The 14,232-nt window shown below is 64.4% G+C and carries 8 protein-coding genes; 2 read left to right on the forward strand and 6 right to left on the reverse strand.

Features of this window, described 5'->3' with window-relative positions:
* Positions 1–489: 489 nt before the first annotated feature.
* The 3 genes from ACIBCJ_RS05375 to ACIBCJ_RS05385 all read right to left on the reverse strand — a co-directional run bounded on the left by ACIBCJ_RS05375 (position 490) and on the right by ACIBCJ_RS05385 (position 5,702).
* Complete coding sequence (locus ACIBCJ_RS05375) at positions 490–1,257, reverse strand: SDR family oxidoreductase (RefSeq protein ID WP_315902945.1); 768 nt, start codon at positions 1,255–1,257, stop codon at positions 490–492.
* 779 nt (positions 1,258–2,036) lie between these two features.
* Positions 2,037–2,774: a sigma-70 family RNA polymerase sigma factor gene (locus ACIBCJ_RS05380; RefSeq protein WP_365980894.1), complete on the reverse strand. Its 738-nt coding sequence runs from the start codon at positions 2,772–2,774 to the stop codon at positions 2,037–2,039.
* 117 nt (positions 2,775–2,891) lie between these two features.
* The gene (locus ACIBCJ_RS05385; RefSeq protein ID WP_365980893.1) at positions 2,892–5,702 is read right to left on the reverse strand and encodes an AAA family ATPase; all 2,811 of its coding nucleotides are present in this window, start codon (positions 5,700–5,702) and stop codon (positions 2,892–2,894) included.
* Between the two features lie 1,879 nt (positions 5,703–7,581).
* On the opposite strand from ACIBCJ_RS05385, the gene ACIBCJ_RS05390 reads away from it, so the two are divergent.
* On the forward strand, positions 7,582–9,306 hold the full coding sequence (locus ACIBCJ_RS05390) for an FAD-binding protein (protein WP_365980892.1): 1,725 nt from the start codon (positions 7,582–7,584) through the stop codon (positions 9,304–9,306).
* 866 nt (positions 9,307–10,172) lie between these two features.
* Here ACIBCJ_RS05390 and ACIBCJ_RS05395 read toward each other — a convergent pair.
* From ACIBCJ_RS05395 to ACIBCJ_RS05405, 3 genes are all read right to left on the reverse strand, one after another.
* Positions 10,173–10,604 (reverse strand): peptidase inhibitor family I36 protein, encoded by a 432-nt coding sequence (locus ACIBCJ_RS05395; RefSeq protein WP_365980891.1) that lies wholly within the window; start codon positions 10,602–10,604, stop codon positions 10,173–10,175.
* Between the two features lie 1,222 nt (positions 10,605–11,826).
* Positions 11,827–12,417 (reverse strand): hypothetical protein, encoded by a 591-nt coding sequence (locus ACIBCJ_RS05400; protein WP_365980890.1) that lies wholly within the window; start codon positions 12,415–12,417, stop codon positions 11,827–11,829.
* 172 nt (positions 12,418–12,589) lie between these two features.
* The gene (locus ACIBCJ_RS05405; protein WP_393530152.1) at positions 12,590–13,552 is read right to left on the reverse strand and encodes a hypothetical protein; all 963 of its coding nucleotides are present in this window, start codon (positions 13,550–13,552) and stop codon (positions 12,590–12,592) included.
* Between the two features lie 286 nt (positions 13,553–13,838).
* On the opposite strand from ACIBCJ_RS05405, the gene ACIBCJ_RS05410 reads away from it, so the two are divergent.
* Complete coding sequence (locus tag ACIBCJ_RS05410; protein ID WP_365980888.1) at positions 13,839–14,102, forward strand: helix-turn-helix transcriptional regulator; 264 nt, start codon at positions 13,839–13,841, stop codon at positions 14,100–14,102.
* Positions 14,103–14,232: the final 130 nt, after the last annotated feature.

Consider the following 14,232-nt stretch of genomic DNA (forward strand, 5'->3'; position numbering starts at 1 on the left):
GGCGACTGGGCCCAGGTCCGCTTGCGACGCCTTCATCGATCTAGGCTCCCGGGTCTCCGTCGGCTGGTTCGCTGCCGTCAGCAAACGGCCCCAGCTCGTCCTTCACGACCTCGACGTCGCCATGTCGAGCGGTGGCCAGGCACACCAACGGAGCCCGGCCTCGCTCAACACTCGGACGCGGGCCATGCACGTTCTCGCGTCAGTCACCACCCACCTCCCTGAGGCGGGCATCGATGCCTTGATCGGCACCTCGGCGATGCACGCCCCAACGCCCTCACGCAGTTCCGGACCAGCTTCGCCAAAATGCAGCCGATCAATCCTTGCAGGCCCTGGCACGGCTTCACCGACGTTCGAATCTGCCACTGCAGATCGGTTGACTGGTTCTCTAATCAGCACCTCACCGGTACCGGAGCTGTCCCGCCCCACGAGCAGAGCGTCCACCGATTCCGGATGGCCTCGGCGCGTCCAAATCGGTCGACGCTCGTGGCATCAGATGAGTTCCAGACCTCCATCAACGGTGATGACCTGGCCGGTAGCATGCCGCCCTGCCGGCTCAGCCATCCGGAGGATCCAGTGGGCCATCTCATCAGCCGTCGCAATGCGATGGGTAGGGATGCGGTCGCGCTCGTAGGCGTACATGTCGTTGGCGGCCTCTGGGGTGAGACCGGCATGCAGCATGACGTCGGTCCGGGTGGGACCCGGGGCAACAGAGTTGACACGGACGCCTTCGCCGGCGAGTTCCAGGGCCCAGCTTCTCGTCATCTGTTCGATAGCCGCCTTGGTGGCCGAGTAGTGGGCGCCTCCGGCCATGGGCCGATGGCCGTAGGTGCTGGAAAGGTTGATGATCGTGCCGAACGTCCTGCGCAGGTGCGGCAAGGCTTCGTGGGCCAGGAGGCTCGGAGCGACAACGTTCAGTGCCAGAAGGTCGAGGATCACTTCCTTGTCCGTCTCGGCCAGAGGCATGACTGCCGTCGCGCCGGCATTGTTGACCAAGTAGTCGAGACGCCCCCATCGCTGCACAGCAGCATCGATGACGCTCGCAGGTGCCCCGTCCCCACAGACATCGATGGCCAGGACTTCAATGTTGTCGCTGGCTGCAGCTGTCTCCTTCAACGGCTCCTCTCGGCGCCCCACCCCGAGTACATGTGCGCCCGCATTGGCGAAGGCGACGGCCGTAGCCCGCCCGATACCGGACCCTGCGCCGGTCACAATCGCTACCTGCCCGGCGAAGGCGGGATTGATCGAGTTCTCGGTCACGAACACTCCTTGTTCGAAGTTCGTTGTACATAGAACACTATGTGTAGTCCGTAGGCTCGCGTCAAATGCACACGTGCATGTGTGGCGGCGAAGCACAAGGTGCACTGGCCGGGCAAGCTCGACCTTGACTACACAAGCCAGACAGGGTGGGCTGGCGACATGTGACACCTACAGGCACTCTGATGAACACGCACAGCCTTATGAAGACTGGCGGGGGAGACTGCGTAGTGCCAGACCAGGCCAGACCGCCGTTGCGACCACCTCAGCACTCATCGTGGCCACTTCCGCTCCCGCTGGCGGCCCCTTCGTGGCACGCAGCGTAGGGCCCTCGGCGGCGCGCGGTTGAGCCGCAGGCTGGCCGCGCGAGCGTCGGCGGCTCCGCCCCTTCCCCGCGGGTGTGCGTGCCGGTCGGGGAGGTTGCTTCCAGCCTCAGTAGAGAACCGGGGGCGGGTCGGCCTCTCCGAGTTTGTCGAAGACATAGCGAACTGATTGCCGGCGTGCGGCCTCGTGAGCTTGGTCGCATGACCATCCGCAGTGCCGTCTGTGGCCGCCTCGCCCACGGGCTGGCGCGGGTGTCATCGGGCAACGTGAGCAGGTGCAGACAGGCCAGGGTCCCAAAGTCCGAAGCGGAGATCGATGGCCGTGACGAACTGGGCAGAAGGTTGCGAAGGCGCGGCAGCGAAGCGGGTTTGACTAGGCGGAACTTTCGTTGCTGTAGGTAACCAGACGCTTCCTACGGGTGCTGGGCTGAGCCGTTCCATTCGCCGCGTGGCCTGCTCTCACGCAGCGTGCCGGGCTGATCTGAGAATCTGACGGGACAATCCAGGAGCCGGGGACGACGAGGACTGGCTCTGCCCTTGGGGGACAAGCACCCGTGTGAGACTCTCAAGATCACCTGTGTTGGCCGCGATCTGGAACGTATCGACCAGGCGGCGGTGCGCCTCAGCAGGGACTGGCCGTTGGCGACCAACTTTGACGAGGCGGGTCTGCGCACGGCGGACCAGTTGCCGCGCATTCGTGACACTGATGCGAAGCAACTCCGCAAGATCGGCATAGCCGTAGCCGAACCCCTTCCGGAGCACGTAGGCAGCCAATCCATCCGGCGTGAGCCTCGCCATGAGTAGAGCCAGGGCTTCCTCGATCGACACCGTCTGCTCGGCGCGCAGGACGGGATCCTGGACAGTCAGATCGACGAGGTTGACCAACTGCGACTCGCTCGGGATCTCGTGGCGGTGCCGCGCGGACTGGATGACATTGAGAGCCAGACGGGTCGTCGTCGTCGTGAGGAACGCGGCCGGACTCTCAATCCGTGCGCGGTCTGCGCGTTGCCAGCGCAGCCATGTTTCCTGAACTGCGTCTTCGGCTCTCGCGACGTCGCCGAGAATCTGATGGGCGATGCGGAACAATCGTGTCCGCTGGGCCAGGAAGATGTCGAGGGCTAGGTCCAAGTGGTCCTGGGGCGACCACCGGGGCTCAGGGACTCCGGCCGTCGTCGTCTCCATGCTGGGCGCGGACATCGGGAACTCCTCGTGGTGGACGGCGCCCGTCGAGGGCGATGGCACCACCCTCGGTCCGTGGCTGTGTTCACCGCGCCCTGGAAGTCCGTGGTGTCGTCCGTGGGGTCCCGCGCCGGTTCAGCCGGATTGCACCATGCCCACGTTCCTCGTGTCCGTGGTTGCAGCACTCGCGAGCGCACCCGGTAGCGCACGACGAGAGTTGATCCCGAGCTTCGTGTACACCTTCCGCAGGTGCCACTCCACGGTGTGAGGGCTGATGAATAGCTCCGCACCGATTTTTGGGTTCGTCATGCCGCTGGCGGCGAGAACCGCAATCTGAGACTCCTGCGGGGTCAGGGCGGTCGCAAGCTCGGTTCTCCGTATCCGTACATGCTCGCCAGTGGCGAGCAGTTCCCGGCGAGCACGTTCGGCAAACGCGTTTGCTCCCATCCCTTCAAACATTTCGTGGGCCGTACGAAGGTGCTCTCGCGCCAGGGAGCGGCGGCGGCCTCGGCGCAGCCATTCTCCGTACAGGAGGTGAGTACGTGCTACCTCTACGGCTACCCGGCCGCGGGTGAGCTCATCGATTGCGAGCCGGTACAGGTCGTCAGCTGCGTCATCTTCGGTGAGGAGGGCCTGACTGCGTGCGGTGACGCCCCCCGCCCATCCAGAATCGGTAGCGCGGGTGAATTCGACCAGCCGGGCGAGCGACGCCTGGGCCTGGCCGTGCTCGCCGCAGCGGGTTGCGGCCTCGATGTGTTCGACCAGCGACAGGCCGGCGAAGTTGAAGCCGTCGTGCTCAATACCCGAGCGAGCAGCCGCCAGAGCGTCGTCGTAGCGTGCCAGTCCGTTGAACAGCACGCCTTGGATGTAACTCGTCGCACCCAGGAGGGATACCTCGCCACGTTGCGCGGCGCTGGCCCTGGCGTCCTCGATGAAGCCGGCGGCGATCTCCTCGTCGCCTCGCCAGGCGGCAAGGACCAGCGTGGCGTACTTGTGCGGGGCATGGCCGGTCGCGGCCGCGATCGCGTCGGCCTCATCAATCATGCGAGCTGCACCAGCGAAGTCGCCGGTGTGGATGTGTACCCCGCTGGCGTAGATCAGTGCCGGTGGCAGCGTGCCGAGTGCTCCGATGTCGCGGGCAAGACGTACCGCACGAGTCGACAGCGTGTCCCACGCTGTCAGGTCCCAGGCGTAGTGAATGATCGCTTCCAAGGCGACCGGAGCCAGGAGAAGCCAACGCATCGTAGCCTCCCGGGTGGCGAAGTTCTCGCGTGCGAAAAGCTCCAACGCGCGGCGCAGGGCTGGGCCGCCCGTCTCGTAATCGCCCGCGAGGAGTGTAGCCACGCCATCCAGCAGGAGGTCGGCGGCTTCGGATCCCGAAGGCGGTGCTCCTGAACTGCGGGCCGCGATCGCTGCAGCACGGGCGCCTGTCGGCCCGTGAACCCTGCCAGCGAATATGGTTGCGCTGATTGCTTCTAGGTAGGTTTCGCGCGCCAATGACGACCTGGCAGCAGCAAACTTAGCAGCGGCATCGAGCAATAGAGGCGCTGCCTCGTCGCTGCGGCTGCGGGCAAAGAGGATCCTGGCACGCAGGCGCGCCAGGCGGGCGCGATCCAGCGGACTGAGCGGACACAATTCCGCCAGCGTCGCCTGCTCCGTGGCCCGGTCCGGAGAGGCAGCCGAGAAATGTGCTTCCGCGGCTGCGAGAGCTCGGCGCCCCCGCAGCCAAAGGTCCGGTGTCAACTCCGCTGCCCGCTGCAGTAGCACTGCTTCGGCGGCCACGCCGCCGCGCTGGCGAGCTCGGCCAGCCGCTTGCTCCAGCCCGATTGCAACCTCTTCATCGGCCTCATCGACAGCCTGCGCGGCATGCCAAGCGCGCCGGTCGGGGTCCAGGGACGGGTCCGTGGCTTCGGCAAGCGCCCGGTGCACCATTCGACGTTCTTCGGGTTCGGCCTGGTGGTAGACCGCCGAACGCACCAGAGGGTGTCGAAACCGAACGGACTCGCCGAACTCGATCAGACCGGCTGCTTTAGCGGGTGCGGCGTTGGGAGTGACCTGCAGAGAGGCTGCTGCGTGGAACAGCAGACGGGGGTCACCGACTGGTTCCGCCGCGGCGATCAGCAGCAGAGTCCGGGTCGACGCCGGCAGCGAGGCCAAACGGCTGGCAAAGTCCCGTTCGACACGGCTCGACACCGTCCCCTCGACAGTCGGGGAACCCGGATGCAGGCCGTACGCCAACTCGGCGGCGCTACGGCCGCGGGAGAACTCGAGCAACGCGAGGGGGTTGCCGTGCATCTCGGCGACGAACCGATCACGGACCCGCTTCTCCAGCCGTCCACCGACGGCAGTCATAAGAAGTTCTTCGGCTGCGTCGGCGTCGAGGCCGCCGATCAGCAGTTCCGGCAGGCCGGCGAGTGCGGCTTGCCCCTCAGGGTCCCGGACTGCGAACGCCATCGCGACCGCCTCAGCCAGTAGTCGCCGAGCCACGAACTCCAGCGTCTGCAAAGACACCCGGTCGAGCCATTGGGCGTCGTCGACCACGACGAGCACCGGTCGGGCTTCCGAGGCCCGGGTGAGCAGAGTCAGCACCGCGAGGCCGACGAGGAAGCGGTCGGGCGGCTCTCCGGCCGCCATCCCGAATGCTACGCGGAGGGCATCACGCTGGGGGGCGGGCAACGTGTCGATGTCGGCCAGAAACGGAGCGCACAACTGATGCAGACTGGCATAGGGCAGTTCCATGTCTGCTTCGATGCCCTGTGCTCTCGTCACGGTCACCCGCGACGCCTGCTGGGCCACATAGTCCAGCAGCACCGACTTTCCGATGCCTGCTTCGCCGCGGATCACGCATACACGAGACTCCCCCTTGCGCAGGCCGGCCAGCAAGTCGTCGAGCGCCGCGCACTCGAACTGTCGGCCAACCAGGATGGGAAGCATGTTGGCGGCCATATGACATTGCTCCTAAGGTCTGTCGCCAATGGTTTCCGATCAGGGACCACGGCAGGGCTACTGCCATGAAACGTCCGATACGCAGTGGGTTTCGGCCAGCCGTCTGCTACCCCGGCCCACCCCGAGGCAGTAGAGGGCTGGATAACCAGACAGACCTCAACGAGATCGTGTGGCTGGACACGTCCGATCGGGCCGGATCCTGGGTCAGACCTTGCCGCGCGGGCGAAGAGCGATGCGACCGGTGAGACTGAGTGGCCGGCACCAGGCGTCTCCACGTCATGCAGGCCCATCCGCATGCGGCCGGAGATCGAGAAAAGGGCTTTGCACCGGCTGGTCCAGCGGAGGCCGGACCCGCAAGGTTCACTTGGCCTGCGACCTCCTGGTGCATCCGTTCGGCTCTACTGTCGCCTGGGGGCACACTGATGCCGTCATGCGGATCGCCATTGGCTGCAAGGGGCATAGCTCCAGGGCGATACGCAGTTGACTGTGCCGACGGAACGTCCGACACAGCATGCCGACACGGTTCAACCGAGCATGTAGCCGGCCCCGGCGCGGCAGCCTGGACCAGTTCCCCTCGGCCTTCGACAGGCAGGTATACAAGTGGCACAGCATCGCCGAACGCTGCTTCGACAGTCTCCAGCGACGCGGCACCGTCATCCGCTACGACAAGGTCACCGAGGTCGACCAAGCAGCCGTCATCCTCGAACCACTCCCGGTACTGGCGGTGCATGCGGCAACTCCTAGAGATCCCAGGGGCCTCCCAGGATGTGGGGACTTTCCCTAGACGATACTAAGAGGTCACAACATGTGCTGTTAAAGATGTGGTCACTTGCTCGAGTGTGAGTGGGCACACGCTCGTGGATGGTGATCGTCGCTCTCGAACCCAAACCGTGCAGGTACCACGGGCCTTCCATGTTGTGATGGACATCACATGCAGGAGAGTGCTTCGAAACTGTCACAGACGGCGTCGCTGTCCGGTCAAGCACTGCCTATCGGCCGTCTGCCGTCTCAGCCGTCGGGTCAGGATTATCCCTACATGTCAGTGCACTTCAGTGAATCGGAGGGACGCTTGGTGGCCGAGCGTGTTGAGCTGGCTGATGAGGCGGCTTGCCTGCCAGGCTCCGCCGATCCGTTGGACGAGGTAGTCGCCTTCGAGTTCGCAGTAGCCGAAGTCAACGGGGAGTATGCGCCCCGCAGATGCCGGCCTCGTGTGGCTGACGCTCGTCTGGTCCTGCTTCCTGATGCGGCGGACGGTGACGGGTGCGTAGCAAGGAATGGGGGAGGCGCCCTTGCTACGGGCCACCGCGGCGAATCAGCCCGAGTCCTTCATCGGGCTGCGAATTACTCGCACAGAATTTGCCGAGAGTCAATCTTCCTGCGGACTCGTGGGTGCGCGGAAATATCATGGACCATGAGGTCGGACGGGGATGCTGGAGAAAATGCTCATATGCGCGCCGATCTCGGTGAGAGCGTCACAGTAGCATTGGCCTGGAATCGCGGGCCATTATTCGTGCAACCGGGACCGCCAATGGCCTGTCGGCATCCGCCGCTAGTAGCGCCTCCTGGAGGATGGCAGGAGACCCAGAGGTGTTCACTGCCAAGGGGAGGCCGGATCGCACTAGATCTATATCTACGCCGAGGACAGTTGAAGCCTCCGGCTTCGTATTGTCGGTCTCTTCGACCAGAGCGTGGCGGCGATTGTCTACTACCGCTACCCAAAGGGAACCGTATGGGCGACGATACAGGCCCTAGTTTGGGCCCTCGGCTCGCTCGCTTGTCTTGCGCCGGGCACTCGAAAATGCGGTACCCCAAGAGCGCGACGGGGAGTCGAGTAATCCACTGACCAGAAGACCGGATGCCCTAAATCATCGGAGAGATCATGTCATTTCTTGGACACCAACTCGCCACATCAGTCCTCGTGGTGGGAGCCGGCAGGGCAGGTCTACGCGCAGCCATTGAGATCGCCGAGACAGGTATGTCGGTCATCGCGGTAGGCAGTCGAGCGGACGACCGCGCTCGAACAGCTATGGAACCGGCCGGTATCGAGGAGATGCTAGCCACCACTGATTTCGCAGGGGGTTGGCAGCAACGTGTGGCGGACCTGTTGCAGGACAATCACTTGCCAGCCGACACGAGCAGCGTTCATAGTACAGCTCGAAAAGCTCTGCAGGCAGTATATGATTTGGAGCGCTATGTAATGCGATTCGACTGTCAATGCCACAGTCGGAACAATTCGCGCTACGTCGTTGAGTCCACTCATGTCCGCAATAATGTATTCGATGGCGACTACAATGGACGTGAGGTGCAAAGAATACTGCGAGAGCGTGCTGATAGGCTCGCTATTCCAATTTTGCCGGACGTGTACATTACCCGGCTATTGGTCGATGATGGGACAGTTTTCGGCGCCTACGGAATCGACCTTATCGATGGCTCTCGTTACATCATTCGCGCCGACGCTGTGATTATCGCGACAGGAGGACATACGCGTATCTGGCAACGTACGTCCTCGCGTCGTGGTGAGAACACTGGCGATTCTTTCCGCCTTGCCGTTGAAGCAGGTGCCCGGTTGCGTAGCGCCGAACTGATCCAGTTCCATCCTTTTGGACTGATCAAGCCGGAAAATGCGGCTGGCGCGCTTGTCAGTGACACTGTACGCAGTGAAGGGGGAATTCTACTCAACAACCTCGGTGAACGTTTCATGGCACGTTATGATCCCGAGCGAATGGAACTCTCTAACCGAGACAACGTCTCGCTGGCGGCCTACAGCGAGATCAAGGAAGGTCGCGGCACCCAGGATGGAGGTGTCTGGCTCGACCTGTCTCACCTGCCCCGAGAGACCGTCATAACCCGGTTGCCGCGTGTGCACCAGACGCTGTTGGACCTACAAATGCTCGATGTCACCCGCGATCCGATCGAAGTGGCACCGACTGCTCACTACTCCACGGGCGGAGTCTGGGTTCGGCCTGAGGATCACAGCACAGACGTCAATGGGCTATTTGCGATAGGAGAGGCCGCCAGCGGTCTCCACGGTGCGAATCGCTGGGAGCAAGATTCGCTGGTCGAACTACTGCGGCACAGCAAAATTGCTGGCAGGGCCGCGGCGGAGTACTCGGCCAAGCTCACAGGCCAGCAACGGTCGCTAGCAGCGATTCGCGCAGCAGAAACTGACGTGAACCGACTTCTTGCTGCTGACGGGGACGAGAACGTCCGCTCTCTGCAAAGGTCAGTTCGCCGCCTGATGACAGAGCACGCGGGCATCCTGCGCAGCGAAGCAGGGCTCGTTGCCGGGATCGCCGCACTTGATGAGATCGAGACCCGCATGGTGGACGTGGGTGTGCACATCGACATCAGCGGATTCCAGGACCTTGCGTACGCCTTCAACCTCAGATCTACCGTTCTCGCCGCTCGAGCGACGTTTGAGTCCGCGCTAGAACGGCGGGAGACTCGAGGCTGTCATATCCGCTCAGACTACCCGGATCCCAACCCGGCCCTGGCAGTCAACTTGGTGTGGTCGCCAGACACCGGGGTGCGCCGCGAACCGGTTCAGGCTGACGTCATCAAATTGACGCGTGATGTGTCGCCCGACAGCGGGCTGACTGAGTAGGGGACACGTGTCACACATGGCCTCGAGCTGGACAAACCCGGGTGCGACTGAGGACGTTGCGGGCTGAATGCGTGTGCGGGCGGAGACGTTCACACGGCTGCGGTTGGAGCAGTTCCAGCGGCTGCTGAAGACGATCGATGACACAGCGGTGTTTTCAGCTGGATGAACGGGACTTGTGTGGCCGTGTACCACCGCACGGACCTGACTACGCGGCAGCTCGGGCCGCTGTTGGGAATCTCGTCCCCGACGCGGTGTGCCGGGCAATCCAGCGGCTCGATCTGCTGCTCGCGCTGGACGGTCGCCCGACCAGGCGATGCGGCCCACTGACTGTGGGCCGCGGACGGCACCCTCATCCCGGTCCACGAAAGGAACGTCTGCAGTACGGTGACCGCTTGGGCGACGGAACGGGTCCGGTGAGCGCCGAATGCTGCTCGATCGATACCCGCCAGCAATCGCCATGCGGTGGGAGTGGACGCGACCGGGCAACATCTCGGTCTGGTCCCACAGCAGAGCCAGGTCAGCGATCGCCTCCCCACCGTCGGCCAGCATCACTGCCAATTCACTGGGATCCCGCCGGCGACGTAACTTGTGCCGTGCAGCCGTATGTGGTGCGGCACGTTTCTGAAGGCGTGGTCAGGCCAGCAGCTGATACGGCGAGCCTGGGACGCGACCCGTTAGTGTTCACGCAGAGAGTGTTTTGTTGCTGGGTGACAGGAGCCTTAGACAAGCCTCATCGTTCCAGCTCAGAAGGAGCTTCCGCGTTTCCGCTCAAGATCTGACGCTTCCGAAGGTGAAAAGCGGAGGTTAGCACAACGGGCGCAGTACTCCTCCTGAGAAGGCCCTTGGGATGAGTACTGCGATCCCTTTCAGCAGGCGGAACCCGGAGGAGGCTGGGGGCCGCCGCCACCAAGAGGCGCCCAGGACGAGATTACGTCGTTCATGCTGGAGGCACCTACATAAGTGCCGGCGAGATTGGCAAGGCTACCGCCGGGTGGCACTGCAACACCGCGGCCCGTGTAGTTGTTGTGCTCGTAGAAGCAGATCGTCGCAGCACCGTTGTTGCGGATGGACGAGATGCTGTCCTGCAGCCCGGGGCTGACTTGCTTCAGTACGTCGCTCACGTAGCCGGGAACGTTTGTTGTGCAGTTCCTCCCGTAGGCGTCTTTGCAGACAGTGATACCGGTGGCCGCTGCTCCCGCGGTGGAGGCAGATGCAGTACCGGCAAGAGCACCCATCGTGCCAATCGTCAGCACGAGACTTGCGGTGGCGCTGGCAAGTCTTATCTTGCGTACACTCATAAGGGGTTCCTCTGCGCTGAGTTCAACCGTGTGTAGTCGTTTGTCGAGCGTCTGTTTGTGTGCCTATGCCGAGGTACTCTAGAGGGCCCCTCGTCTGACGACGGGTCGTCAACCTTTTGACCGGGCGGGGACTTGGGATGTGACAGGGACGCCTCTACGAGGTCTGCATGCAGGGAAGTGGCCGTACCGCCTGCTCTGGCGACGCAGTTCTTCGCCCGGACGCGCTGCTGGCCGGGACTCGGTTGTCTCTCTTCCGCCGCAGATCAGGTGTGTGGGCGAACCGAGTCCGGTCCGACAGTGGAGCGGCGGACCGGGTGCCATCCGGGGCTGTGGCGGCGGCGGTTGACCGCCGTCGGGCATGGCGTGTTGAGGCCGTGTGCGGCCGCTCCTGCGAGTACGCGTCCAATACGTTCGTTGCCACTCCGCGGACGCCGATGCCGCGGGGTTCGAGTGCCTGACGGCTGTGGGCATTGGCGGCGGAGATCCCGATCGAGAGCGGAAGACACCGTTGTGTTTGTCACGGCCGGTTGGATTGGCTGCGACAACTACCTACTTCAGCGCGCGGATGCTGATCGAGCCGACGCGCACGACTCCGGTCCAGCTCACTCAGGGCAAGGAGTCCGTCAGGGAGAGGACGGTAGGGTTTGTCCAGACCCGGGCCCGGGGACCGACATGGTCGCGTCCACCTTCGTACTGCCCAGGAAGTGGTCACGCAATGCACGGGGATGCGGGCTGCTGGACGAACGCTCAGCCGAATTCGCGGCGCTCTGGTCCTTTGCAGACAACACGCTTTGTCGGCTCGGTGGACACCTGAGAACACCACACCTCAGCGCCTGTCTAGCCGCGGCAAGGCGTTCGAACCAATAGCGGAGCCCCTCGTCGGCCGCCCCATCTCAGAACTTGATCGCTACAACCGGCCCATCACGGGATGATCCGGCTCCTGGGCCACTCTGCATCCGGCTTGTCCGTGTGCGTCCTCATCGCTGAAGCAGCCTTGCGCGCTCTGTCGGACCCGCTGTGGCATCGCCCGGCGTGTGACGGTTGACGTCACGGCGGTGTGCACCAGCAGTCCGGAAGGATCGGCCGCAGTGGCCAGTATGCGTGTCCCGCAGCGCGCGGACGGAACGCACGCTGGCGCATCAGCTGTCCACTCTCGGGACGAGATGACCGCAGCCGGGCCCGGGGGCGTGCCGGGTTGCGGGCGGACTACGTGCTTCAAATTCTACTTGGCCTCAGTGCCGGACTCCGGCGCCACCGACGGTTCGGACGCGCTAATCGTGGTGTAGTAGACAGAGGAGCCCTGCTTGGTGCGCTGTGCCTGCTGCTTGGCCACGAGGCCTTCGAGTGTGTTGCGTACCACGGTGGTCTGGGCGGCGCGTTCGGGGTAGGCCTGGTTCAGCGCGGCAGAGATCTGTGCGGCGGACCGCGGCTCGTTCTGCGCGGTGAGGTGGCGCCGGACGAGTTCGACGAGGGTGGGAGCGGAGCTCTTCACGGCTGTGGTCCTGGGCGCAGCGTTGGCGGCAGGTGTCTTCTTGGCCCGCGTGCGTTTGCCCTCGGCCGGCTCAGCGGCCGCCTTCTTGCGAGGCGTAGGCACGATGTTGCTCTGGGCAGGTGATGCGGGCATGGCTCCGGCCAGCGCCTGCTGGATGTTCATCAGTACGTTGTGGTCGTGCTGTAGGACTGTGAGCTGTTCCTGCAGTGCGGCAATTTCCGTCCCGACGCGTTCCTGTTCCTTGGCATTGCGCTCGAGATCGGCGGTCACCTGGGCGGCGTACTGCGAGGCCACTTCGGTGGTGGTCGGGGTCTCAGACATGGCGCTGGTTCTCCTTGGCTAGGCGAGGCGTGCGCTGGGAGGCGGCTGCTGCGGGACAGTGGATGCCGGGCTGCGCCTGACACGAAGACAGCAGCCGTCGTGCGTTACCTGGGTCTAGAGATAATACGGGCCGGGAGATGAGGATAGGTCTTGTCTTCTGTCCTGCTCTGGCTCACTGCCTGTCCGAAGGTGGTGAGTTGCGTGGAGGGCTGCCCTGACCCGGCGAGGACGCTGGTGGTCGCTGCGGGAATCGCCACAGCACTTGATCGGTGTCCCGGTGGTAGTGCCAGGACATCAGTGCGTGGACGGACACCAGCCGGTCGAGTAACTCCTTGGTCTGCTGTGGGTAGTGCCCGCATAGACGGGAGATGTTGGCCAGGTCTTCCGTGCCGTCGAGAGAGCTGGCGGAATGCGAGGCGAGGACGACCGCGGTCAGCTGCAGTGCCGCGGGCGCAGATGCTGGCAGGACCAGCGGTGTCGGGTGCAGCGCCCAGTGTGCGGCACGGCGTCGCACGCAGCGACCGGGCACCTGGTCCAGCACGGTGGTATCCAGCAGGCGTGCGCTCATGGTCCCCGACTGCATGCCGGACGCTTGCAACCATCCGGCCTGGGTCAGCTCCAGCCACAGCTCCCAGCGTCGTTGCAGACGCATGCTGCGCAGCAGCCCGTCTGGCAAGGTGACATGCCCCCGGCTGTTCGAGCGCAGGGCGCACTGCAGAGCGAGCATGCGAGCTGCGGGCGAGGTGAACTGGGGGAGTGCGGCGGACAGATAAGTGAGCATCTCCCGTACCCGCGTCCGTTCGTCGGGCCCTGGCGTGACACCGTGCCGGGCAGGCCGTACGGCGTGGCCGATCGAACGGCGCCGGGGTGATCCGAGCAAGGTGTCCGGCACGAGGGCGGTACCGCTGGTCGCTGCCGCGCAGGCGGCGCAGGTGTCGGCCAGTCGCCAGGAGCGCCCGCCGGCGCGACGGGTGAGTGCCAGGAGTACCGGACCGCTGCAGCCACGGCTGCGGGGGTGCCAGGAGCAGCCCAGAGCCCGGCACTGGCACGTGCGCAGGTGTCCGGGCAGCGCGTCGGCGAGGGCGTGGCTGGCCAGATGTGTCAGGGCCGTGGACCGGGCTGAGGATGCATCCACCGGGTGTGTGTGGGCTTGGCACTGGAGGCAGAACAGCCTCGGTCCTCCCGCCTGCGGGCGCAGCTCGACTGTCCAGACGCGCCGCACCGCGGTTTGTGCACCGGCCAGCCTCATCGGCTCGTCGTCCTCCCGTTAACACAATTGATGGCGCAGGTGTCTTGGCAACAGGTGCCAGAACGTCCGCACGATAGTGCAGATTCCCGCACCGCGAGTGTCACCCGCATGAGCTCAGATAGTGCAGAAACCCGCACTGACAGGGCAGTGTTCTGCACCGTCGGATGGTGGAGTGACGATCTTGCCGCCCGACCCCGACTTCAGCGCACTGCGCGAGGAATTCGCACGCCTGCGGGGCGAACGCGGCTGGACCTTCGACGAACTCGCCAGCCGCAGTGGCCTGGCTCGCCGCACCCTCATCGACCTCGAGCACGGCCGCACTCCGGGCAACCTCACCACCTGGCACGTCCTCGCCCACATCTTCGACGTGCCCATCGAGCACCTGCTCGCGGTCCTCTGCACCAACCACACACCACCGGGCGACAAGGGCACCTGACAGGCCAGCCGTATCCTGCACCCCGCGCCGCGGCGAACCACCCGAAAGGACGAGACGATGGCGCATCTATGTGCGATCTCTCGTGTCTTCGTTCGCACATGCTGGGCCCTTCGCGGGATCCCCGGCAGCC

The sequence above is a fragment of the Streptomyces sp. NPDC051136 genome, from assembly GCF_044455745.1.
GTDB lineage: Bacteria > Actinomycetota > Actinomycetes > Streptomycetales > Streptomycetaceae > Streptomyces.

Coding starts and splice junctions, on each gene's coding strand:
- ACIBCJ_RS05380 (WP_365980894.1), bottom strand. CDS start 2,774: ATGTCCGCGCCCAGCATGGAGACGACGACGGCCGGAGTCCCTGAGCCC.
- ACIBCJ_RS05385 (WP_365980893.1), bottom strand. CDS start 5,702: ATGGCCGCCAACATGCTTCCCATCCTGGTTGGCCGACAGTTCGAGTGC.
- ACIBCJ_RS05390 (WP_365980892.1), top strand. CDS start 7,582: ATGTCATTTCTTGGACACCAACTCGCCACATCAGTCCTCGTGGTGGGA.
- ACIBCJ_RS05395 (WP_365980891.1), bottom strand. CDS start 10,604: ATGAGTGTACGCAAGATAAGACTTGCCAGCGCCACCGCAAGTCTCGTG.
- ACIBCJ_RS05400 (WP_365980890.1), bottom strand. CDS start 12,417: ATGTCTGAGACCCCGACCACCACCGAAGTGGCCTCGCAGTACGCCGCC.